At 70.0% G+C, this 22,577-nt stretch carries 21 protein-coding genes and 1 other RNA gene; 9 read left to right on the top strand and 13 right to left on the bottom strand.

Annotated elements, in window-relative coordinates; genetic code table 11:
* Window positions 1–788 precede the first annotated feature (788 nt).
* Window positions 789–1,721, top strand: coding sequence for a cobalamin biosynthesis protein (locus NRB56_RS06215; protein WP_153339639.1), 933 nt, complete (start codon window positions 789–791; stop codon window positions 1,719–1,721).
* Window positions 1,722–2,067: 346 nt separating this feature from the next.
* Here the strand turns inward: NRB56_RS06215 and NRB56_RS06210 are convergent, their stop codons facing one another.
* From NRB56_RS06210 to NRB56_RS06200, 3 genes are all read right to left on the bottom strand, one after another.
* A complete protein-coding gene (locus tag NRB56_RS06210) occupies window positions 2,068–3,546 on the bottom strand; it encodes a cation:proton antiporter domain-containing protein (RefSeq protein WP_319942618.1) in 1,479 nt (492 codons plus the stop codon).
* Window positions 3,547–3,937: 391 nt separating this feature from the next.
* Window positions 3,938–4,825 carry an SURF1 family cytochrome oxidase biogenesis protein gene (locus NRB56_RS06205; RefSeq protein WP_406603443.1) on the bottom strand — a complete coding sequence of 296 codons (888 nt, stop codon included), beginning with the start codon at window positions 4,823–4,825 and terminating at the stop codon, window positions 3,938–3,940.
* Between the two features lie 5 nt (window positions 4,826–4,830).
* Window positions 4,831–5,316: a low molecular weight protein-tyrosine-phosphatase gene (locus NRB56_RS06200; RefSeq protein WP_153339460.1), complete on the bottom strand. Its 486-nt coding sequence runs from the start codon at window positions 5,314–5,316 to the stop codon at window positions 4,831–4,833.
* Between the two features lie 135 nt (window positions 5,317–5,451).
* Here NRB56_RS06200 and cobC point away from each other — a divergent pair, with 135 nt between their 5' ends.
* Together cobC and NRB56_RS06190 are read left to right on the top strand one after the other, a co-directional pair.
* Window positions 5,452–6,516: an Rv2231c family pyridoxal phosphate-dependent protein CobC gene (gene cobC, locus NRB56_RS06195; RefSeq protein WP_153339459.1), complete on the top strand. Its 1,065-nt coding sequence runs from the start codon at window positions 5,452–5,454 to the stop codon at window positions 6,514–6,516.
* 176 nt (window positions 6,517–6,692) lie between these two features.
* Window positions 6,693–7,793 carry a Nif3-like dinuclear metal center hexameric protein gene (locus tag NRB56_RS06190; protein ID WP_319942617.1) on the top strand — a complete coding sequence of 367 codons (1,101 nt, stop codon included), beginning with the start codon at window positions 6,693–6,695 and terminating at the stop codon, window positions 7,791–7,793.
* A gap of 235 nt (window positions 7,794–8,028) precedes the next feature.
* On the opposite strand, the gene NRB56_RS06185 is transcribed toward NRB56_RS06190, so the two are convergent.
* Complete coding sequence (locus NRB56_RS06185) at window positions 8,029–8,469, bottom strand: OsmC family protein (RefSeq protein ID WP_153339458.1); 441 nt, start codon at window positions 8,467–8,469, stop codon at window positions 8,029–8,031.
* Between the two features lie 185 nt (window positions 8,470–8,654).
* Between NRB56_RS06185 and NRB56_RS06180 the strand changes: the two genes are divergently transcribed.
* Together NRB56_RS06180 and NRB56_RS06175 are read left to right on the top strand one after the other, a co-directional pair.
* Window positions 8,655–9,392: a zinc ribbon domain-containing protein gene (locus tag NRB56_RS06180; protein ID WP_153339457.1), complete on the top strand. Its 738-nt coding sequence runs from the start codon at window positions 8,655–8,657 to the stop codon at window positions 9,390–9,392.
* Between the two features lie 25 nt (window positions 9,393–9,417).
* The gene (locus NRB56_RS06175; protein ID WP_153339456.1) at window positions 9,418–10,566 is read left to right on the top strand and encodes a bifunctional RNase H/acid phosphatase; all 1,149 of its coding nucleotides are present in this window, start codon (window positions 9,418–9,420) and stop codon (window positions 10,564–10,566) included.
* A 122-nt stretch (window positions 10,567–10,688) separates the two neighbouring features.
* Here the strand turns inward: NRB56_RS06175 and NRB56_RS06170 are convergent, their stop codons facing one another.
* The 3 genes from NRB56_RS06170 to rnpB all read right to left on the bottom strand — a co-directional run bounded on the left by NRB56_RS06170 (window position 10,689) and on the right by rnpB (window position 12,902).
* Window positions 10,689–11,021 (bottom strand): hypothetical protein, encoded by a 333-nt coding sequence (locus NRB56_RS06170; protein WP_153339455.1) that lies wholly within the window; start codon window positions 11,019–11,021, stop codon window positions 10,689–10,691.
* Window positions 11,022–11,398: 377 nt separating this feature from the next.
* Window positions 11,399–12,322 carry a slipin family protein gene (locus NRB56_RS06165; protein WP_406603442.1) on the bottom strand — a complete coding sequence of 308 codons (924 nt, stop codon included), beginning with the start codon at window positions 12,320–12,322 and terminating at the stop codon, window positions 11,399–11,401.
* A gap of 156 nt (window positions 12,323–12,478) precedes the next feature.
* Window positions 12,479–12,902: RNase P RNA component class A (rnpB, locus tag NRB56_RS06160), an RNA gene on the bottom strand.
* Between the two features lie 129 nt (window positions 12,903–13,031).
* Here rnpB and NRB56_RS06155 point away from each other — a divergent pair.
* Both NRB56_RS06155 and NRB56_RS06150 read left to right on the top strand, forming a co-directional pair.
* The gene (locus tag NRB56_RS06155; RefSeq protein ID WP_153339453.1) at window positions 13,032–13,919 is read left to right on the top strand and encodes an alpha/beta hydrolase; all 888 of its coding nucleotides are present in this window, start codon (window positions 13,032–13,034) and stop codon (window positions 13,917–13,919) included.
* A gap of 128 nt (window positions 13,920–14,047) precedes the next feature.
* Complete coding sequence (locus NRB56_RS06150) at window positions 14,048–14,566, top strand: TrmH family RNA methyltransferase (protein ID WP_153339452.1); 519 nt, start codon at window positions 14,048–14,050, stop codon at window positions 14,564–14,566.
* Between the two features lie 3 nt (window positions 14,567–14,569).
* On the opposite strand, the gene NRB56_RS06145 is transcribed toward NRB56_RS06150, so the two are convergent.
* From NRB56_RS06145 to panB, 6 genes are all read right to left on the bottom strand, one after another.
* Entirely contained in the window at window positions 14,570–15,547 is a 978-nt protein-coding gene (locus tag NRB56_RS06145; RefSeq protein ID WP_153339451.1) for a CHAD domain-containing protein, read from the bottom strand.
* Window positions 15,547–16,506, bottom strand: coding sequence for a prolyl aminopeptidase (gene pip, locus NRB56_RS06140; protein ID WP_153339450.1), 960 nt, complete (start codon window positions 16,504–16,506; stop codon window positions 15,547–15,549). The genes NRB56_RS06145 and pip overlap by 1 nt, the downstream gene beginning before the upstream one ends.
* Complete coding sequence (locus NRB56_RS38755) at window positions 16,506–16,952, bottom strand: hypothetical protein (RefSeq protein WP_227837200.1); 447 nt, start codon at window positions 16,950–16,952, stop codon at window positions 16,506–16,508. Before NRB56_RS38755 ends, pip begins: the two co-directional genes overlap by 1 nt.
* Before the next feature lie 147 nt (window positions 16,953–17,099).
* Window positions 17,100–17,450, bottom strand: coding sequence for a hypothetical protein (locus tag NRB56_RS06130; RefSeq protein WP_153339449.1), 351 nt, complete (start codon window positions 17,448–17,450; stop codon window positions 17,100–17,102).
* A 130-nt stretch (window positions 17,451–17,580) separates the two neighbouring features.
* Window positions 17,581–18,537: an aminoglycoside phosphotransferase family protein gene (locus NRB56_RS06125; RefSeq protein ID WP_153339448.1), complete on the bottom strand. Its 957-nt coding sequence runs from the start codon at window positions 18,535–18,537 to the stop codon at window positions 17,581–17,583.
* 76 nt (window positions 18,538–18,613) lie between these two features.
* The gene (gene panB / locus NRB56_RS06120) at window positions 18,614–19,483 is read right to left on the bottom strand and encodes a 3-methyl-2-oxobutanoate hydroxymethyltransferase (RefSeq protein ID WP_153339447.1); all 870 of its coding nucleotides are present in this window, start codon (window positions 19,481–19,483) and stop codon (window positions 18,614–18,616) included.
* Window positions 19,484–19,624: 141 nt separating this feature from the next.
* Between panB and NRB56_RS06115 the strand changes: the two genes are divergently transcribed.
* Window positions 19,625–21,169: an alpha/beta hydrolase gene (locus NRB56_RS06115; RefSeq protein ID WP_194290735.1), complete on the top strand. Its 1,545-nt coding sequence runs from the start codon at window positions 19,625–19,627 to the stop codon at window positions 21,167–21,169.
* 59 nt (window positions 21,170–21,228) lie between these two features.
* Window positions 21,229–22,566 carry a type I glutamate--ammonia ligase gene (glnA, locus tag NRB56_RS06110; protein WP_153339446.1) on the top strand — a complete coding sequence of 446 codons (1,338 nt, stop codon included), beginning with the start codon at window positions 21,229–21,231 and terminating at the stop codon, window positions 22,564–22,566.
* The last annotated feature ends 11 nt before the right edge of the window (window positions 22,567–22,577 follow it).

Here is a 22,577-nt window from a genome sequence, read left to right as displayed (position 1 = left end):
ACATGATCGGGGCCGGATCGCCGTGGTGCGTGACATCAAACGCGTCAACCGGTTTCGCCTATGGGCCGGTTGCGAGGAGTGTGGACGGATCGGTTGCCGAGGGATCCGGACTCCCGCCTCACCCTCGGCCTGTCCCGGCCGACTGTCGGCGGTTGTTGCGTGCCGGACATGATGGTCGGGCCGATCGACTGCCGAGGGCGATTCGGACTTCCGCTCAACGCTCGGCGTGTCTCGGCCGACTGTCGGCGGTTGTTGCATGCCGGGACATGATGGTTGGGCCGATCGACTGCCGAGGGCGATTCGGACTTCCGCTCAACGCTCGGCGTGTCTCGGCCAACTGTCGGCGGTTGTTGCATGCCGGGACATGATGGTTGGGCCGATCGGCTGCTGCCGAGGGCGATCCGGCCGCCGCCGAGTCGATCACCGCAGTATGCGGGGCCGCTTCCGGGCGCGGATTCGGCAACCGGAGTCTGGGCACTGGTGATCAGGTCACGGATCGCGGCGAGCGCCATGGTGCCGGTGGTCACCGGAGCCGGTCGCCAAGGTGGAGACGGCGGCGACCGCCACGGTGCCGGTGATCACCCGCGCCTGTTGCCACGGCGGAGACCGGCGAGGCCGTGGGTCGCGCGCCCCGACCTGTCCCGCGGCGTACCGGTCCGCTCGCCGGTAGTTTCGACAGCTTGCGTGCGGTGAGCAGGGTGAGAATGGGACGTTCGGCCGGGCGAGAAGTAGCAAGCGTCGCGAGGTGCCGATCAGGGGTGCGTTACTGTCGGCCGGTGCGAACGGGGATGGTGACGGCGGCCGGAGTGGGGCTCGGGTTCGTGCTGGACCGGGTCCTCGGCGATCCCCGGCGGGGACATCCGGTGGCCGGATTCGGGACCGTCGCGGCGCGGCTGGAGCCGCTGGTCTATCGGGATCGGCGCGCGGCGGGGGTGATCTACGAGGCAGTGCTGGTCGGCGGTGCGGTGGTCGCCGGTCGCGCCGTGCGGCGGCGGTGCCGGTCCGCGGGCGCCGGGATTCTCGTAACGGCGGCGGCGACCTGGGCGGTTCTCGGCGGCACGACCTTGGTGCGGACCGGACAGGAAATGGCGGATCTGCTCGAGGCGGGGGACATCGCCGGGGCGCGGGCTTTGCTGCCCTCGCTGTGCGGGCGCGATCCCGAACTGCTCGACGCCGACGGATTGGCCAGGGCCGCACTGGAATCCATCGCCGAGAACACCTCCGACGCCACGGTAGCGCCGCTGTTCTGGGGAGCCGTCGCCGGAGTGCCGGGGCTGGTGGGTTATCGGGCGATCAACACCCTGGACGCGATGGTCGGCTACCGCAACGATCGATACCACCGATTCGGTTGGGCAGCAGCACGTCTCGACGATCTGGTGAATCTGGTCCCGGCCCGGCTGACCGGGGTGCTGACCGTCGCGCTGGCGGGGGAACGCCGGGGCGACGCGGTGCGGGCCTGGCGGCGGGACGCCGGCCGGCATCCCAGCCCGAACGCGGGAGTCGCCGAGGCGAGTATGGCCGGGGCACTCGGTGTTCGACTCGGTGGCCGCACCGAATATCGGCACGGTGTGGAGATGCGTCCCACCCTCGGCGACGGACCCGCCCCCGGGGTCGGCGATCTGCGCCGGGCCGTGCGACTGTCCGAGGCCGTCCAACTCGCCGCGGCGGTCGTGGCGGTCGCACTCGCCGGGCTGCGAGGCCGCCGCCGCGCGCTGGTCTAGACGCGGTGCCGCCTGCATAGGTCGAGTGCGGGGCCCTGTGGGCTGCGTGGGGGTGCCGAGTCGCCACCTGCTGGTCCGAGGTACTGAGCGCCGTGGGCAGACTGGCGTGGTGGGCCGCCGACGTGGCTAGTCCGAGGTACAGGGACGCGGCCGTGAGCCTGGCCGGGGCACTGGACGCCGACCGTGAGTTGGGCGGCGTGCCGGGCGCTGTCGTGCGCCGGGTGAGTGCCGGGTGAGTGCCGGCTCGCTGGCGTGTGTCGGCCGGGGTGAGGGGCCGCCGCTGTGTATCAGCCGGATGCGGGCCGACGCGCGTATTCGCCGGGCACCGACCGGTGGGCGAAAATCTTTATGGTGCTATGGGTTTCGTGGTGAACAGGGCTTCGATGTCGGCGGCGGAGCCGGGGTCGGCGAGGATCAGCACTTCGTCGCCGCTGCGTAGCCTCGTGTCGGGGGTGACGACGACCAGTAGGCCGCGGCGGATGATCACGCTGATCCACAGGTCGGTGAACGGCAGGCCGGACACCGTTGTACCGTCGGCGGGTGATCCTGAGGCGACGGTGAATCGGTGCAGGCTGTCGGGTTCCTCCTCGAAGCGGGCGTTCATCGTCCAGGGGCGTGGATTGACGGTCTCCAGGGGCAGGCGCAACCGGCGGGCCACGGCGGGCACCGTGCCGCCCTGCACGACCACCGAGAACGCGACCACGACGAAGATGATCTCGTAGGCGCGGCGGGCGTCCGGTACGCCGGCGTTGAGGATGAAGGTGCCCAGCAGGATCGGGACCGCGCCCTTCAGGCCGGTCCACAGGACGAAGATCCGTTCGCCGCGGGTCAATCGGATCCGCAGGGTCGTCAGTCCGACCAGTAGTGGCCGGATCACCAGGGCCATCAGGATCGCGAGTCCCAGGCCGATCGGCAGCGCCTCGCCCTCCATCACCCCGTGCGGACCGGTCACCTGGATGGTCAACCCCAGCATCACGAAGGCCACGATCTCGCCGAGGCTCGCGAGCGCCGAATGGAATCGCTCGATCTCGGCGCGGAAGGGCGCCCGCTGGTCGCCGATGACGATGCCCGCCACCAGCACCGCCAGGAATCCCGAGCCGTGGACCAGGGTGGTGGCCGCGTAGATCGCGGGCACGCACACCAGCACCCGCAATGAATACAGTCCGGCCGCCGGCAACGGCACCGTTCGCATGAACCAGAGCAGCGCCCGGCCGCCGACCACACCGGTGACCGCGCCGACCAGCAGCTGGAGCGTGAACTCCCCGGCCACGGAACCGATTGCGTCCCAGTGGAATCGGCTCGTCTCCAGCAACACCACCAGCAGGGCGATGCCTACCGGGTCGTTGGCCCCGGACTCGCCCTGCAACAGGGTTCCGGCGCGCCCGCCGATCTGCCGCCGGCCCAGTACCGAGAACACCACCGCCGGATCGGTCGGCGACAGGGCGGTGCCCAGCAGCAGCGCGATCCGCCAGTCCAGGCCGAAGATCAGATGCGCGGCCAGCGTCAGCGCTCCCGCGGTGACCAGCGTCCCCACCACCCCGAGCCAGGTGATCGCGGCGGCGTTCGCCCGGAACCGGCGCCAGCCGATCTGCATGCCGCCGTCGAACAGGATCACCAGCAGCGCAATCGTGACCACTTGCTGCACCAGGGTCATCGGGATGCGGCCCAGCGCGGGCCAGATATCGGACGCGGCGGCCGCGCCGCCGAGGAACAGCGCGGGCGCGGGGACGGGCAGCCAGTCCCCGAGCCGGCTCGACAACACGCCGGCCAGCCCGGCCAGCGAGATGATCAGCAGGGCCGCGGCGAACGGGGACACGTCGGTCACCGCTGCTCCTCGCGGTTCGATTCACCTTGCAGTGCAATGGGATTCGGGCGGTTCACCGCTGACACGGGATGTCCTTTCGGCACGATCGACAGTGACTCGTCGACCAGACTTCCCGACACACCGCGTCCAACCCTAGCGGTTCGTCGACACCGGCAACCACGCGGCTTACTCGGCCGGCCGGTCGAAGTGGGTGTTCCGCCGGGGGGATCCGCGCTCGCTTCGGGCGCGGGCGGTCCGGGACCTCGGAAGCCGCCCGGCGGCAAGAGTCCCGAGGGCCGCGCGAGTTCCACCCGGCATGGTGAGCCGGTGCCGTCGGGTGCGGGTAGCGCGGCCGGGGAGGGCAGGTGTCGATTCGCCGAAGCGCCCCGCTCGGGTCGCCGGATCGGGCCGGTCAGTGACGGGTGCCGCCGTAGCGGTCGGCGAGTCGCTCGGTGTTGGATTTCGGCGGTGCCGCGGGGATCGTCACCGGATCGGCCGAGTTCGCCGGTGCTGCGGGAGCAGGTGCGGCGGCCGGGGCGGTGCCGCGCTCCCGGCGGCGCTCGCGGATCTCGGCGTACACGAAATAGCCCAGGCCGAGGGGGGCCATCACGCCGAAGGCGATCCATTGCAGGCCGTAGGACAGGTACGGCCCGGCGTCCAGTTGCGGGAGCGGTTCGGGGGTGAAGGCGCCCGGCTGGCCCTCGGACAGTTGCAGGTAACCGCCGCGATCGCCGGTCGGCACGGTGGTGAGCGCGGTACCCAGCACGGTCGACTCCTGGGCCGTGTCGATCGAGTACACCTGGCGATAACCGTCCTGGGTCATCGGTTCCTTGCCGGGGATGACGCCCTCGGACTTGCGGACCCGGCCCTCGATCCGCTGCGGACCGGCCGGTGGTTCGGCGATCGGCGGGAGATGGGTGCCGTCGGCGGCGCCGACCAGGCCGCGGTCGACCAGTAGTTCCCGGCCGTCGGCCAGCCGGAACGCGGCGAGCACCCCGTAGGCGGGCTTGTCGTCGAGCCGTTGCAGCCGCTCGAGCACCGTCGACCCGGGCACATAGCTGCCGGTGGCCACGACCCGCCGCCACTCGGTGTCCTTCGCGTCCGGTGTGGTGAGCAGGCCGGTGATATCGACGGGTGTCGCGTTCACCGAGGCGGCGATCAGGTCGTTGCGATGCGAGGTGCGGATGTTCTTGCCCAGCTGCCAGGGCGCGAGCACGGTGAAGCACAGGTATGCGAACGCGACCACGACGGCGGCGAAGATCACCCAGCTGGGTCGCAGCAGGAAGGTCAGGCGGCGGATCAGGCTCATCGGCGCTCGCCGAGCTGATCGCGGACCCAGCCGAGCAGTCCGGGTAGCGCGGCCTCGATCTGCTCCCGGACCAGTTCGAAGTCGGCGGCGTCGCCGTAGTACGGGTCCGGGACGTCGGGGCCGTCGGCGTCCGGATCGAAGGAACGCAGCAGTCGCCGGCGCGGCGCGGGTACCCCGAGCCGGGCCAGCTCGCGTTCGTGGGACGTGTCCAGCGCGATCAGCAGGTCGGCGGCCAGGTGATCGGCGTCGATCGCGGCGGCGACGTGCCCGGCGGAATGGCCGTACCGGCGCAGCAGCGCGGTGGTGCGACGGTCGGCGTCGTCGCCGGCATGCCAGCCGGTCGTACCCGCACTGGTCACCCGCACGCGGTCGGCGAGGCCGTCCTGTTCCACCGCCGTGGCGAAGATCTTCTCGGCCATCGGCGATCGACAGATGTTTCCCGTGCAGATGAAGGTCACATGCAACTCGCCCACAACAGCCATTCTGTCGGGTGGGTCCGCGCGGCGGGCACGTAGGGTGTGCTCTGTGCCCGATACCACTACAGACCGTCGTACAGCCCGAGTGCCGGGCTGGGGGTGTGGCGTCGATTCGCGGATGCGGTGCGGGTGAGGTGCGAGATGGTGGACGGTGACGGCGTGCCGTATGACTCGGCGTGGCCGGTGGACCGGGAGCGGCTGCGGCATCACGGCGATGTCGACGCGCAGCCCGGCATGCTGGATTTCGCGGTGAACGTCCAGGGCAGCGGCCCGCCCGCGTGGTTGCGTGACCGGTTGGCGGCGCGGCTGGGGGAACTCGGCCGGTATCCGTCGGCCGCCGAGGAGCAGGCGGCGCGGGCGGCGGTCGCGGCACGGCACGGGCGCGCGTCCGACGAGGTTCTGCTGCTGGCCGGCGCCGCCGAGGGCTTCGCGATGCTGCCGCGACTGGGGTCTGCCGGGGCCGCGGTGTTGCAGCCGTCGTTCACCGAGCCAGAATTCGTCCTGCGGGAGGCCGGGGTGCCGGTGACCCGGGTGCTGCTGCCGCCGCCCTACACCCTGGATCCGGCGCTGGTGCCGATGTCGGCGGACCTGGTGGTGCTGGGCAACCCGACCAATCCGACCTCGGTGCTGCATCCGGCCGAGCGGATTCTGGCGCTGCGCCGGCCGGGCCGGATCCTGGTGGTGGACGAGGCGTTCATCGATGCCGTGCCGGGTGAGACGGAATCGCTTGCTACGCAATCGCTTCCGGACGTACTGATCCTCCGCAGCCTCACCAAGACCTGGGCGCTGGCCGGGCTGCGCTGCGGATACCTGCTCGGCGCACCGGATCTGCTGGCCCGGCTGAACCACGGCCGCCCGCACTGGCCGCTGGGCGCGCTGCAACTGGAGGCGATCGCGGCCACCGCCGAACCGGCTGCCGTCGCCGAATCACGTTCTCGCGCTGAACGTCTCGCGGTGCACCGGCTCGCGATGAGCGCCCGGTTGCGGTCGGCCGGTGTGCACGTCCACGAACCCGCCGCCGGCCCGTTCCTGCTGATCCACGTCCCCGATGCCGAACTGCTGCGGAAACGACTGGCGGACAAGGGGATCGCGGTCCGCCGCGGTGACACCTTCCCCGGGCTCGGCCCCGGCCACCTCCGGCTCGCCGTACGCCCACCGGCCGCCGTCGACCGGCTGATCGCCGCCATCCACGACGTCGGGCTGTGAGACGCGGCATACCCGGACCGGATCAATGGTGGCGCGGTTGTGAGGTGCGCCCGTACCGGTCCGGAAATCGCCGGGGTCTTCGGTAGTGTCGGATATCCGGCAAGCGATGGCGCCGAGGACCGGCCGGGCGCGGCGCCCGGCGTGGCGGCTCCCGGTGCGGACGGTGAGGAGGCGCGGTGACGCGGGGCGATGCGGGTGTGACGGTGCGGGATCTGGTCGCTGTGCTGGATGCGGCCTACCCGCCCCGGCTGGCCGAGTCGTGGGATTCGGTGGGGCTGGTGTGTGGCGATCCGGGCGACGCGATCACCCGTGTGCTGTTCGCGGTGGATGCCACCGCCGCGGTGGTCGACGAGGCGATCGCTTGGGGCGCACAGGCTCTCGTGGTTCACCACCCGCTGCTGCTGCGCGGTGTCGACACCGTGGCCGCCGACACCCCGAAGGGGGCGCTGGTGCATCGGTTGATCCGGCACGGCTGCGCGCTGTTCACCGCGCACACCAACGCCGACTCCGCGGATCCCGGTGTGTCCGACGCCCTCGCGGCTGCGCTCGGTATCACGGTCTCCGGGCCGTTGGAGACCAAAACCGCTGCGGCCGTGGATGAATGGGTGGTGTATCCCTCGCCGGAGGAGGATGCCGCGGTGCGCGCCGCGCTGTCGGCGGCCGGTGCCACCGCCGGCGGGGCCGGGCACGCGTGCGGGCATGCCGAATCCGGCGAAGGCGGAGCGGCGGGCGAATCGGCCGTACCGGGCCGCATCGAGGTGGTGGCGCCGACCTCGGCCCGTGGTGCGCTGCTGGCGGCCCTGCGGACGACGCATCCGGCGGGGGATCCCGACTTCCGGGTCACCGAGCGTGCCGCGCTGCCGACCTCGCGAGGGCTGGGCCGGATGGGCACGCTGCCGAGCCCGGAGACGTTGCGCGCCTTCACTGCCCGGGTGCGGGCCGGGCTGCCCGGGACCGCGTGGGGAGTACGGGCCGCCGGTGACCCGGATCGGATCGTGCACACCGTCGCGGTATGTGGCGGTGCCGGAGATTCGTTGCTGCGCACCGTGTCCCGTCTCGGCGTCGACGTCTACGTGACCGCCGATCTGCGCCATCATCCCGCCGACGAGCACCTGCGGGCCGGCGGCCCGGCGCTCGTCGACGCCGCGCACTGGGCCACCGAATTTCCCTGGTGCGCACAGGCCGCCGCCGTCGTCCGCACCGAACTTCCCTCGGTGACGACCCGCGTCTCGGCCCTGCGGACCGATCCCTGGACGCTCGGCGCCGCCGACGAGTGAGAATCATTGCGGCCCAGCCGATCGGTGGCCCCGCCGGCCGCGCCGTAGTCCGCCGGGTCGATCTGGCGTTGTGCGAGCAGAGTCGGCGTAACGCGAGTCGTCTCAGCGCGAGACTTCACTCGAGCCCTGCTGATTCGCCGACCAGGGCGCGGAGTGCGAATTCGGCGAGAGGGCCCGGTCCACGATCTGCCGTCGTGTGATCGGCCGGTGCCGGTGCGCCGACTCCGGCGGCTCCTCACCCGGCGATGACGATCGGCTCGTGCGTCACCGGGAAGTTCATCGAGTTGGCGAGGAAGCAGCGGTGGTGGGCCTCGGTGTGGAGGGTGCGGGCGGCGTCGATCCGGGACGCGTCGGTGACGGTGACGTGGGGGTGCAGGGTGACCTGGAGGAAACGGTGGTCGTCCATGACGCCGGTGGCGGCGTCCTGATAGTCGGTCACCACGATGCCGGTGTCGGCGCACAGGTGGAGGTACCAGAGCATGTGGCATTCGACGAGGGCGGCGACCAGGAGTTGTTCCGGGTTCCAGCGGGTGGGGTCGCCGCGGAACTGGGGGTCGGCGCTGCCGGGGATCGACGGGCGGCCGGGGACGCGGGCCTCATGGTTGCGGGAGTAGGAGCGGTAGTCGGTCGTCGCGCCGCTCCAGACCACGTCGACGGCGTAGTGATGTTCACCCATACGGACAGCCTCGCACGCCGGTGCCCGCGGCCGCCTGCTCGTTTTCGCGGGCCGCACCGCCGGAAAGCGGCGGGCTCGAGCGGAATGCGCGGAGGGCGGAGTACCGTTGACACTCCGGTCCCGGCTGCCCCGAGGGGTGCCGTGCACCACCGAACCGTCCATAGTGTCGAGGAGTAAGTTCCGCGTTGAATGTCGAATCATCGATCCAGGCCAAACTGCTCGACCTCGCCGGAGTCGACGCCGAACTGACCCGCATCGAGCATCGCCGCAAGGTACTGCCCGAGGCGCAGGAGGTGCGGCGGCTGGAGACGGAACGCTCCACCCGCAAGGATGCGGCGGTGAAGGTGGAGATCCTGATCGACGACCTCGACCGCGACATCCGCAAGCTGGAGAGCGAGATCGACGGCGTGCGCAAACGCGAGGAACGCGACCGCGGGATGCTCGACAGCGGCAGCGTCGGCGCCAAGCAGCTGTCCGAACTACAGCACGAGCTGACCAGTCTGCAGCGCCGCCGATCGGTGCTCGAGGACGATCTGCTCGAGGTGATGGAGCAGCGGGAGGCCGCCGTCGCCGACCACCAGCACGCCGGCGCCAACCTGACCAAGGCCGAGTCCGATCTGGCCGATGCCGCGCGCCTGCGCGATCAGGCGGTGGCGGATCTCGACGTCGCCGCCCAGCGGTGCGCGGGCGACCGGGAGAAACTGATCGACGTGTTCCCGGCCGAGCTGCTCACCGTCTACGACAAGCAGCGGGCCCAGCACGGTGTCGGGGCCGCACTGCTCCAGGCCCGCCGGTGCGGCGCCTGCCGCATCGAATTGGACCGCGGTGAGATCGCGCGGATCGCGAAGACCGAACCGCAGGTCGTCGTGCGCTGCCCGGAGTGCGGGGCGGTGCTGGTCCGCACCCCACAGTCCGGGCTGTGAGCCGCCGGCCGCGCGGGGAGAGCCGATGACGAATGTGATCGTGGAGGCCGACGGTGGCTCCCGCGGCAATCCGGGGCCGGCCGGTTACGGCGCGGTGGTGTGGGATTCCGATCACGACCGGGTGCTGGCCGAGCGCAAGGAGTCGATCGGCGTCGCGACCAACAATGTCGCCGAATATCGGGGCCTGATCGCGGGTCTGGCGGCCGCCGCCGAACTCGGCGCCCGCGAGGTCGACGTGCGGATGGACTCCAAACTGGTCGTCGAGCAGATGTCCGGACGCTGGAAGGTCAAGCACACGGCCATGATTCCGCTCGCGGAGCGGGCCCGGCGGCTGGTGGCGGGTTTCGACATCGTCCGGTTCGAATGGATTCCGCGCGAACGCAACTCGCACGCCGACCGGCTGGCCAACGAGGCGATGGACGACGCGCCGCTGGTGGCGGCCGTCCGCTCGGCCGAAAGCACTGCGGCGCCGACGGTTTCGGACGATCCGGCGGATTCCGGGAGCGGCACCGTGCGCGCCGCGGTGGCCGCCTCGGGTGGTCCCGGCTGGTCCGGGGTGGTCGGCCGGCCGACCCGGCTTCTGCTGCTCCGGCACGGTCAGACCGAATTGTCGGTGGAGCGACGGTATTCCGGGCGCGGCAATCCGCCGCTGACCGCGCTCGGCCGGGAGCAGGCCGCGCGCGCGGCGAAACATCTGGCCGGCAAGGGGGATATCGCCGCGGTGGTGAGTTCGCCACTGGGCCGGGCACGGGAGACCGCCGAGGCCGCGGCGGGGGCGCTGGATCTACCGGTGCGGGTGCTCGGCGGATTGACCGAGACCGATTTCGGCGAGTGGGAGGGGCTCACGTTCGCCGAAGCGGCGCAACGGGATCCGCAGCTGCACGCGGCCTGGCTGGGCGACGCGTCGCTGCCGCCGCCCGGGGGCGAGAGTTTCGACCGGGTACGGGAGCGGGTGGAGGCGGTACGCCGGGATCTGGTCGCGCTGTATCCCGAGCGGAACGTGCTGGTGGTCAGCCATGTCACGCCGATCAAGACGCTGCTGCAACTGGCGCTGGGAGTCGGTCCGTCCCTGCTGTACCGGCTGCATCTGGATCTCGCCTCGCTGTCGATCGCCGAGTTCTATCCGGACGGCGGCTCGTCGGTGCGGCTGGTGAACGAGACCTCGTACCTGTAACGACGCGAGACGGGCCGGCTCCGGAGCTCGCGTTCCGGAACCGGCCCGAAAGTGGCGCCGCCCATGCTGTCTCGTGCCGGAGCGGTACCGCTGGAAACCCCGACGCGGGTGTGCGGACGCTCTTACTGCAGCGCCAGCATCGTGCCGTTGAGCTTGTCGAGCGGCCCGTAGACCGTGAATACCACACGGCCACTGGGGTATTGCGCGGACATATCGGCCGCCGAATCCAGCGCCTCACCGAAGGAGGACGCTGACGGATGCGGCAGGCCCGCCAGAACCTGTCCGAAATGAGTCTGGTGCACCCACTGGGTATCCCCCGGGGTGAGGTCGACCTGCACCCCGCCGGGCACCGGGGTGAATGCCACCGCGCCGGCCGAGCCGGCTCCCAGCGCGGTCGAAATCGAAGCGGCACCGGCGATCAGCGCGCCGATGGCCAGTGCGCGAACTACTCGCATATAGATGAACCCTGCTTTCCACGTCCGTTGACTGACACCCACAGTTCGCCGCCACCCCACGGCACAACTTTCCAACGCGAACACTCTATGACGCCGATCACGTCTCAGGCCAGTTCAGCACGGATATTCGGAAGAGACACGCGATGACCGGCGACCATATGGTGGGTCTGCGGCGTTTCGCAGGCCACGCTGCTACTGTGGCGCAGGTCAAGCCGCCAGTCGAGGTAGGAAGGAAGTTCAGCACCGTATGTCGTCGATTGTTTACGATCAACTGTTGCCGTTGCTCGGCCCGGAGCAGGCCGCCTATTGGGCGCAGATGCTCGTCATCAGCCCGGCCGGTTAGTCCACGACGGCGCCGCCGGATCCGGTGTCGCCGTTCATGTTCGCCGATCCGCCGTCCCCGGGGGCACGGCGCCGGTCGATTCTTCGCCGTCCGCTCGGTCGTCGGTTCCGGTCTCCGCCGGAATCGTGGCATCCGAGCCGATCGGCACCGATCCGGCGCCGCCGGGGGCGGATTGCGCGGTTGCCGCGGCGGGGTGTTCGGGGCTTCCCGGTGCGGAGCGTTGCGGATTTCCCGGCGTGGAGCGTTCCAGAAATCGCAACAGCTCCACCGGAAACGGCAGTACCAAGGTCGAATTCTTCTCCGCCGCAACCTCTACCACGGTTTGCAGCAGCCGCAGTTCCAGCGCGGCCGGCGCCGCCGACATTCGGGTGCCCGCCTCGGCCAGCATGTGAGAGGCCTGCAGTTCCCCCTCGGCGGTGATGATGCGGGCGCGCCGCTCCCGCTCGGCCTCCGCCTGACGCGACATGGACCGCTTCATCGATTCCGGCAGGGCCACATCCTTGATCTCCACCCGATCGATGTGCACACCCCACCCGAGCGCCGGACTGTCGATCATGACCTTGAGGCCCTTGTTGAGCTCCTCGCGATTGGACAGCAGGTTGTCCAGATCGCTCTTGCCGATGATCGACCGCAGCGAGGTCTGCGCCACCTGCGCGACCGCGAATATGTAGTCCTGCACCTCGACCACGGCTTGCACCGGATCGACGACCCGGAAATACACCACCGCGTCCACGCGCACGGTCACGTTGTCCCGGGTGATGCCCTCCTGTGCGGGCACCGGCAGGGTGACGATCCGCATCGGCACCTTGCGCATCCGGTCGACCATCGGAATCAGCAGGCGCAGACCGGGTTCCCGGACCGCGCGCACCCGGCCGAACCGGAACACCAGGCCTCGCTCGAACTGTTGCACGACCCGCACACCCGTGCTCGTCACCACGACGCCCGCCGCGACGACCATTGCGACGACGGTCGTGATCAATGCCGGAATATCCATATCCCCGCGCCACCTGAGCTTTCGCGCCGAGCATGCGCCGGGCCTGCCCGGCACCATCGATGATGGCACCGCGGCATGGGCGCCGCCACAGCCGTGATCCGGCCGGGCGATGAAGATTTGGGGACGAGTCGGTCTGTAAGCCGGATCCTGTCCCCGGCGAGTGCCGGGGGGCGACCATCCATCTGGGTGCACCGTCGCCGGGCACCTCGAGCGGCCCACCCGCAGGCTCGGGCGAGCAGCCCTCGAACGCCTGCGCAGTCGCACTCACGAGGAGTGCGACCTTCGACCTTGCTCCGGGCGGGGTTTACCGAGCCGCCCCGGTCACCCGGGGCGCTGGTGCGCTCTTACCGCACCGTTTCACCCTTACCGGCGCCCGGACCTGACGGACCGGGCACCGGCGGTCTGTTTTCTGTGGCACTGTCCCGCGGGTCACCCCGGGTTGCCGTTAACAACCGCCCTGCTCTGCGGAGTCCGGACTTTCCTCGGCGCGAGGCAGCGGCACCAGCGTGCCCGTTCCTCTCGCCGCAGTCGCCCGACCGACTCGTCTGCGGACACATTATGCCCGTCCCGTTTCACAGCGGATGCGCGGCCCCCGGGTGTGGGAATACCGCCTCCCCGGAATGAATGGAACCTGTTCGGCAGGCGGGGGTGCGACCCGTTACCGTTAGTGGTCATGGAGCGTGTCGAGGTGGGGTTCCCGTCGGGAAGCGATCAATGTGCAGCGTGGCTCTATCTTCCGGACGGCCCGCCGAAGCCGCGGCCCCTGGTGATCATGGGACACGGTCTGGGCGCTGATCGGGAAATGGGATTGGACCGGTACGCGCGGCGGTTCGCCCTCGCCGGAATGGGCGTGCTGGTTTTCGATTACCGCGGATTCGGGGCCAGCGGGGGCGGCTCGCGCCAGGTGATCCATATCCGGCGGCAGCGGGACGACTGGCGGGCCGCCATCGCCTACGCCCGTACCCTCAAGGGTTTCGACGCGACGCGAATCGCGCTGTGGGGCACCTCTTTCGGTGGGGGCCATGTGCTGTCGATCGCGCACGAGGACGATTATCTGGCGGCGGTGGTGGCGCAGTGCCCGTTCACCAGCGGCCGGGCGTCGGCGCGGGCGAAGGGGCCGATCGGGTTCGTCAAGACGGGCACGGTGGCGCTGACCGATGTGCTGTTCGGCCCGATCCGCCGCAAGCCGATCCGGGTGCGGCTGGCCGGTCGCCGGCATTCCGCCGCCCTGATGAGCGCCGCGGACGTGCCCGAGGGTTTCGGCCTGCTCGCCGAGGAGAGCAGCAAGTACCAGCCGAAGGTCGGCGCCCGGATCGCCCTGGCCACCATGTTCGATTCGCCGTGGCGGCGCACGAAGAACATCAAGGTGCCGGTGCTGTACTCGGTGTGCGACAACGATTCGCTGGTGCCGGTGGGCCCGGTGCTCGCGGCCGCCGCCCGCACCAAACACGCTGTGGTGAAGCGGTATCCGATCGGCCACTTCGACATCTATTTCGACGACTGGTTCGAGAAGGCGGTCTACGACCAGACCGATTTCCTGGTCTCGGTGCTGCGCCCGTGATCCCACCACGGGTACCGTGGAATCGGTTGCGGGCGAAGCGCTCGCCTCGGTGATGGCCCCGGTGCGCCGCGAAGCGCCGTTCGCATGACTCTGATCGAACCACGCGGGAAGGTCCTTCCCGCACCGCGATGAGCGGGGTGCGGGCGCGGACGCCCGCCGAGATCCATCGGCAGCGCCGCCCTCGCGGGCACGGCTGCTGGAACCATCTGATCGCCGCGCCGCTCTGGCCGAAACACGGCGTCAACCTCGGGACCCTGTTACGCAGCTGCGATGCGGTGGGCGCCTGCCTGGCGGTGCCGCGGCGGCCCTGGGTGCCCGAGGCGCTGGCTCAGGGCAACACGCTGCGGCACCCGTCCTGTGTGCACTGGATCGACGGCCGGGTCGACCGCTGGCTGGATCGGCAGCGCGGCGGCGGTTCGGCGATCGTCGGAGTGGAGTTGACCGACGAGTCGATCCGGCTCGGTGACCTGCCCACCGCGCGGCGGCGGACCGTGGTGGTGCTGGGCAACGAGGGCTCCGGCATCCCGGCGGAGGGACTGGACCGTCTCGATGTGGCGGTGGAGATCCCGATGGTGGGCTCGGGGCACAGCCTCAACGTCGCCGTCGCCGGCTCGCTGGTGTTGTACAAGCTGGCCGGACTGTGCTGAGGCCTATTTCTTCCCGGGCCGCCGGGACCTCTTGTGCCGCCCGGACTTCTTGTGTCGTTCGGACTTCTTGTGCCGTTCGGACTTCTTGTGCCGTTGGGTCTTCCGGAGCGCCTTGCTGCCGTACTCGTGCTTCAGGAACGCGGCCGCGGCCGGGTACTCGTCGAGGGCCTTCTGTGCGGCGTCGGCCTCGATCTCCGCGAGTTCGTCGTAGCCCGAGGTGTCGGCGCCGCGGGCGGCCGCCACGACGGCGCGGGACCGGATGGCCTCTTGGGCCTCGACCGCGTCGCGGTGGTCGCCGAGCACCGTCTGGAGGTGTTTGGCGCGATCGGCCAATTCCTCGGCGGGACCGTCGAGTACGCGGACCGCGGCCTCGGCGCAGTACCGCAATCGCTTGGCGCCCTTGCGGATCTCGTGCAGATGTTCGATGCGCTCGTCGCCGGTGAGCTCGGTGCCGGTGCGGGCCAGTCGTTGCAGGCGATGGAAATCGTCGCGCAGCACTCCCGAGAAGACGGTGCCCGCCTCGTCCTTCAGGTGCCGGCGGCGCAGCGGCGGGCGGTCGTGCCAGTCGGCGAGCCGGCCGTGCAGCGCCGCATAGCGGTCACCGTCGAGGGCGGCCAGCACTTCCTGATGCGCGGCAGCGTATTTCGCGCGCTCGTCGGTGACCAGGCGTTCGGCGGCGTCGCGGTGCTCGGGCGGCTGCTCCTCGAGCAGGGTCGCGAACCGGTCGGCGCGCACCTCGGCGTCGCGGGCGACGCCGAGCAATCCTGCCAGCCAATGCAATTCGGTGCGCATATCGTCGACGAGGCCACGCCGCAGCACCTTCCGATACGAACGCAGCACACTGCGCAGCCGGCGGGTGGCGACGCGCATCTGGTGCACCGAATCGGGGATGTCCTCGCGCACTTCGGGTTCGGCGGTCAACAGGCGGTCGATGTCGTCGTCGAGGGCGGCGATCAGCGCGGGCCCGGCCTTCGTGTTCATCAGCCCTCCCGGAACTTGTCGGTCGCTTCGATCAGATGATGGGTGATGCCCGGTTCGGCGGCGGCGTGCCCGGCGTCGGCGACCAGGTGCAGCTGGGAATTCGGCCAGGCCCGGTTCAGATCCCACGCGCTGACCGCCGGGCACACCACGTCGTAGCGGCCCTGCACGATCACCCCGGGGATATGCGCCATCCGGCCGACGTCGCGCAGCAGCGCACCCTCGTCGAAGAAGGCGCCGTGCACGAAGTAGTGGTTCTCGATCCGCGCGAACGCCAGCGCGAACCGCGGATCGGCCGATTCGGTGACCCGATCCGGTGCGGGCAGTAGCGAACTCGTCGCACCCTCCCAGGTCGACCACGCCACGGCGGCCGCCGTGGCGACCTCCGGATCGGGGGAGTGCAGCAGCCGGTGATAGGCGCTCACGAGGTCGCCTCCGCGCTCCGCCTCCGGCACCGGCGCCAGGAACTTCTCCCATTCGTCCGGGTAGACGTAGCCCGCGCTGCCGTTGTAGTACCAGTCGATCTCCTTGCGGCGCAGCAGGAAGATGCCGCGCAACACCAGTTCGGTGACCCGCTCGGGATGGGTCTGCGCGTAGGCCAGCGCCAGCGTCGACCCCCAGGATCCGCCGAACACCTGCCAGGCCGGCACCTCGAGGAATTCGCGCAGCCGCTCGATATCGGCCACGAGATGCCAGGTGGTGTTGGTCTCCAGGCTCGCGCCGTCGGCGACGTGCGGAACGGACTGCCCGCAACCCCGCTGGTCGAACAGCACGATCCGATACGCCTCCGGATCGAAGAACTGCCGGTGGAACGGTGACGTGCCGCCGCCGGGCCCGCCGTGCAGGAACACCGCGGGCTTACCGTCCGGGTTACCGCTCTCCTCCCAGTACAGCCGCTGCCCGTCCCCGACGTCGAGCAGTCCGCTGCGACGAGGTTCCAGGGGCGGGTACAGGAGCCGCATCAGAATGCGATCCCCGAGGCGAGGTCGGTCAGCTCCAGGGCCTGCAAGGCCTGGGTCCGGACATCCGGGCAGTTCTTGGTCATGAGCCGGTCGATGACCGCCTTGTCGCCGAGCACCTGCATGTTGATCCCGCCGTTGCGGAAGGACCAATCGTGCACCTCGATGTTGAGCGCGACCCGGCTCAGCGTCGGCCCCTGCACCCGCCAGTCGGACAGCTGCGGCTTGATGTCGTCGCACAACTGCTTCCCGACCGCGTCGGTGACCTGCACCTGACCCGGCCCGACCGGCGCGGCCGACCCGCTGGCATGCACGGAGGTGGAGGACGAGGTGGGCCCGCTGGACCCGGCCGGTGTCGGCGACCCACTGGTCCCGCACCCGGCGACCAGCACCGCCGCCGCTCCCGCAACCGCCACCGTCACGCCGGTCGCCCACCGCCTGTACACCATCAACCGTCCTCCGCTCATGATCCTGTCCGATCCGAGTCTGCCACCGATTGCCCGGTATGTGCCCCTGGACGGTGCGTCGCGAACGTAGGGGAGGGCGCGCGCACAACCCCCGTGCGGCGCCTGCCGCACGCCGCAATCCGTTACGGATTACCCGGCGATCACTTCGTCGACCGACGTGGCCGTGAACATGCGCCGCGCGAACTCGCGCAGCTCTGCAGAACTTGCGGCTCGTACCACCTGACGCACGCGATCGGATACTGCCCCGAACCGGAAAGACAGCTGTTCCAGCACGATCTCGGCCTGCCCTTTCACCAAGAACTCGTTCTCGGGCTGCGCGCGCAACTCCTCCATCAATTCGGCGCGAATCCCCTCAAAGTAAGCCACGGTAGTCTCCTTCGCGTTTGGCCCGACCCGGGCGAACAGACCGACCACCGCCTCCGCTTGCGACAGCTCGGCCCGGAAGTACGCATCGTGTGGGTTGCTCAGATTTTCCCCCATACCCGGCAAACTACCGGCGCGATCGATTCTGTGCCACAACTTCTCGCAGATTTCGGCGTGAAACCTTTGTGCTGCAATCATTTACGGCGTGTCGCGCGTCGTGTCGAGCGGTTTGGCGCTCTCGAGACCGTCAGCGCTCGAAACCGTTGCGCAACTGCGTCAGTAGGTCGTCGACGAAGTGGGCAAGGGGTGCGGCGGGGCTGCCAGGGGTGAGGTCGAGGGTGCGCCAGGGATGCAGGGCGGTGAGCGGGGCCAGGCGTTCGGCGAGCGCGATTTCGGTGGGGGTGACGGGGCCGAGGGTGCGCCAGGCGTCGAAGTAGGTCTCGCGGTTCGGGTCGTGGAGGGTGCGCATCGACAGGAAGGGATGGGTGAGGACCGCGTCACCCCAGTCGAAGAACCTTGTGCCGGTGGCGAATACGTGGCCGGGGTGCAAATCGTTGTGTTCCAGGGTGAGGCGGCCGTAGCGGTCCAGTTCGGCTGCGGCATCGGTGATCGCGGCGGTGAGACCCGGGGCGCGGTGTTCGTAGTGCTGGTACACCTCGAGCAGGCGGGCGGGGGGCAGGTCCGGGACGCCGGTGGCGCGGAGTTCGGTGATGTGTGGGGAAAGTTGTTGCTGGAGTTGGGCGTACGTGCGTAGGGCGGACTGCCAGCGGGCGGGGGCCGGGTGGGATCCGGTACCGGGCGGGATTCGTTGGGCGGGGTCGGCACGGAGTGTCTCGCCGCCGTCGGCGGTCAGGAACCAGCCGTTGTCACGGTGCAGCGCAAGGGGTTCGGGGACGCTGCCGGGTGCGAGGCGGTGCAGGGTGTGCAGCAGCGGGCCTTCGTGGGCGAAGGCGCGGGCGCAGGCCTTGGCCCAGAGCGGGCCGGCGGTGGTGGGGATGCGGGCGAGCAGGGTCCAGTCCCGGCGGCGCATTTCTTCGGCGGGGCCGGTGATGGTGATGCCCAGCGCGGTCGCGGCGTCGGTGGCCCACCGCGCCAGCGGGTGTAGTGGCGTCGCGGACAGCGAGACCGGCGCGGTCGGAAAGCAGTGGTGTCGCGGGGCGGCCCGTGCGTCCGGCGACCGGTGCTGTCGCGAGGGGACGTGCATGGCGGGAAAGTACCCGGTGCGGCCGGGCGGCCGCACCGGGTTTTCCGGGCTCACCGCGGGTGGGCGTCCCCGCGGATCAGAAGCTGTGTTCCGGCCCGGGGAAGACCCCGCGGCGGACCTCGTCGGCGTAGGTGGCCGCCGCGGTGCGGAGCTGGTCGCCGAGTTGGGTGAACTGCTTCACGAAACGGGCGGTCTTGCCGCTGGTGTAGCCGGCCATGTCCTGCCAGACCAGGACCTGGGCGTCGCATTCCGCGCCGGCGCCGATGCCGACGGTCGGGATGGTCAGCTTGCGGGTGACCTGCCCGGCGAGGTCGGCGGGCACCATCTCCATGACGACCGCGATCGCGCCGGCCTCCTGGACGGCGATGGCGTCCGCGATCAGCTGTTCGGCGCCGTCGCCGCGGCCCTGTACCCGGAAGCCGCCGAGGGTGTTGACGCTCTGCGGGGTGAAGCCGATGTGCGCGACCACGGGGATGCCGGACATCGTCAGGGTGGCGATGTGCTCCGAAACTCGTTCCCCGCCTTCAAGTTTCACGGCCTGGGCGCCACCCTCCTTCATGAACCGGGTGGCCGAGGCCAGTGCCAGGGTGGGGCTCGCCTCGTAGCTGCCGAACGGCAGGTCGGCGACGACCAGCGCGTGCGGGGCGCCGCGAACCACGCCGCGGACCAGGGGGATCAACTCGTCCGTGGTGATCGGCACCGTGGTGTCGTAGCCGTAGACGACGTTCGCCGCCGAATCGCCGACCAGTAGCACCGGGATGCCGGCCTCGTCGAACAGCCTCGCCGTCGAATAGTCATAGGCGGTGAGCATCGACCAGCGCTCACCGGACGCCTTCCACTGCTGCAGGTGGTGCACTCGCGTCTTCTTGGGGGAAGTCCGCGGCGCCCCGCCCGCGGGGGCCGGCGCCCCGCCGTAGACAGGCATTTCCGAAGTGGATTCGGACATCATCGTCCCTTTCGTCGGTCCTCGAGGCCCGTGCGGGTCCCCGGGTGTTGGTGACCTCACCAGTCTGCCCGGACCGACACGCCGTTCGGAGCCGTACGGCCATGGAATTCGTCACACGGCCGCGGATGGGAGGATCGTGCAATGACCTTGTCGCGATCCGGTCGAGTCGCTGGGCTGGCCGCCTCTCTGCTGATGGCTGCCGCGTGTTCGACGTCACAGGTGGTGCCGGGCTCGCCCGAGCCCGCCGTCCCCACCCCCGCCGGGCTGGAGAAGTTCTACAACCAGGCGCTGCAGTGGACCGGTTGCGACACCTTCGGCGGCGATCAGGGCAGCCGTTTCCCGGTCGACAGCCAGTGCGCCCACGTCACCGTGCCGATCGACTACGCGAAGCCGGACGGCGGCACCGCGCAGATCGCGATCTCCCGGATCAAGGCGAGCGGGAAGAAGGTCGGCTCGCTGCTGTTCAACCCGGGTGGGCCGGGGCAGGCCGGGCTGTGGATGGCCGCGCAGGGCCAGGACACGCCGCTGTCGCAGCGCTTCGACCGGATCGGTTTCGACCCGCGTGGCGTCGGCGCGTCCGTCCCGGCGATCGCCTGCCTCACGGGACAGGAATGGGACGCGGAACGGGCCGAACCGCCGAAGGACGGCTCACCGGCCGGGGTCGCGTCCGCCGAGGACGAGAACAAGCAGTTCGCCGCGCACTGCGCCGAGCGCACCGGCGACGAGTTCCTGGAACATGTCGGCACCCGCGAGGTGGTGCAGGACATGGATGTGATCCGGGCCGTGCTCGGCGATCAGAAGCTGACCTACGTCGGCTATTCCTACGGCACGCGGCTGGGCTACTCGTACGCGGAGCGTTTCCCGGACCGCGTGCGGGCGATGGTGCTCGACGGCGCGGTGGATCCCGACTCCGATCCGGTCGCGGAATCGGTGCAGCAGGCCGCCGGCTTCCAGAAGGCCTTCGACGCCTACGCCACCGACTGCGCCACCAAACCGGACTGTCCGCTGGGCCCGGACCCGGCCCAGGCGGTGACCCGGTTCCACGCCCTGCTCGCACCGCTGTGGGACCACCCGGTGCCGACCAAGGACGGCCGCGGGCTGTCGTTCGGCGACGCCGTCACCGGCGTGCAGAACACGCTGTACGCCGAGGACAACTGGAATGTGCTCTCCGCGGGGCTCGCCCAGGTGGCGAACGGATCCGGCGATCTGCTGCTGAAGCTGGCGGATCTGTACAACGGCCGCCGCAACGACGGCAGCTACGACAACTCGCAGGACGCGTTCCTGGCCATCCACTGCGTCGACGATCCGGCGGTCAAGGATCGGCAGGCGGTGGACAAACAGGACGCCGAATACCGGAAGGTCGCCCCGTTCCTGGACGACGGCCACGGCGGCGATCAGGCTCCCCTGGAGCTGTGCGCGTTCTGGCCCGTGCCCAACAGCGCCACGCCGCACAAGGTTTCGGTGCCGGGGCTGACCCGGACGGTGGTCATCTCCACCACGCAGGATCCGGCGACGCCCTATCAGGCTGGGGTGAACCTCGCTCAGCAACTGGGCGCGGCGTTGATCACCAACAAGGGCACCCGGCACACCGTGTTCCTGTCCGGTGGCGTGGCGTGTGTGGACAACGCCGTGTTCGACTATCTGACCGATCTGCGGGAGCCGCCGAACGGGCTCACCTGTGGCTAATTCAGCACTGTGTTCGCCATGTAACACGGATTTAACTCGGAATGCTTACGCTCGCGCGTATGGATCGCCAGAAAGAATTCGTGCTGCGCACGCTCGAGGAGCGTGACATCCGTTTCGTGCGGCTGTGGTTCACGGATGTCCTGGGCTATCTCAAATCGGTCGCCATCGCGCCGGCCGAACTGGAGGGCGCCTTCGAGGAGGGCATCGGTTTCGACGGTTCGGCGATCGAGGGTTTCGCCCGGGTGTCGGAGGCCGACATGGTCGCCAAACCGGACCCGTCCACCTTCCAGGTGCTGCCCTGGTCCACCAGCAAGGGGCATCAGCACTCGGCGCGGATGTTCTGCGACATCGCCATGCCCGACGGCTCGCCGTCCTGGGCCGACCCCCGCCACGTGCTGCGCCGGCAGCTGAACAGGGCCGGCGACCTCGGCTTCAGCTGCTATGTGCACCCGGAGATCGAGTTCTTCCTGCTGAAGGCGAGCAATACCAACCTGTCCCCGGTCCCGGTCGACAAGGGCGGCTTCTTCGACCAGGCGGTGCACGACGAGGCGCCGAACTTCCGCCGGCACGCCATCGACGCGCTGGAATCCATGGGCATCTCCGTCGAGTTCAGCCATCACGAGGGCGCCCCCGGCCAGCAGGAGATCGACCTGCGGTACGCCGACGCGCTCTCGATGGCGGACAACGTGATGACCTTCCGCTACCTCATCAAGGAGGTGGCGATCGACGAGGGCGTGCGGGCCTCGTTCATGCCGAAGCCGTTCGGGGAGCACCCGGGCTCGGCCATGCACACCCACATGAGCCTGTTCGAGGGTGAGCAGAACGCGTTCGCCGATCCGGACGACCCGAACAACCTGTCGGCGACCGCGCGGGCCTTCATCGCGGGCGTGCTGGAGCACGCCAACGAGATCAGCGCGGTCACCAACCAGTGGGTGAACTCCTACAAGCGGCTGGTGCACGGCGGCGAAGCGCCGACGGCCGCGTCGTGGGGCCGGTCCAACCGCTCGGCGCTGGTCCGGGTGCCGATGTACACGCCGAACAAGTCCTCCTCCCGGCGGGTCGAGATCCGCAGCCCCGATTCGGCCTGCAACCCGTACCTGGCGTTCGCGGTGCTGCTGGCCGCCGGCCTGCGCGGGATCGAGAAGGGTTACACCCTGCCGCCGGAGGCCGAGGACGACGTGTGGTCGCTGACCGCGGCCGAGCGCCGGGCCATGGGCTTCAAGGAACTCCCCACCAGCCTGGACGAGGCGTTGCAGGCGATGGAGCGGTCGGAGCTGGTCGCCGAGACACTCGGCGAGCACGTCTTCGATTTCTTCCTGCGCAACAAGCGCCGTGAGTGGGCGGGCTACCGCGCGCAGGTGACCCCCTGGGAACTGCAGGAGTATCTGGATCTGTGACCCGCACCATG

Source organism: Nocardia aurantia (assembly GCF_009604425.1).
Taxonomy (GTDB): domain Bacteria; phylum Actinomycetota; class Actinomycetes; order Mycobacteriales; family Mycobacteriaceae; genus Nocardia; species Nocardia aurantia.
This window is presented reverse-complemented; position numbering and strand designations above follow the sequence as displayed.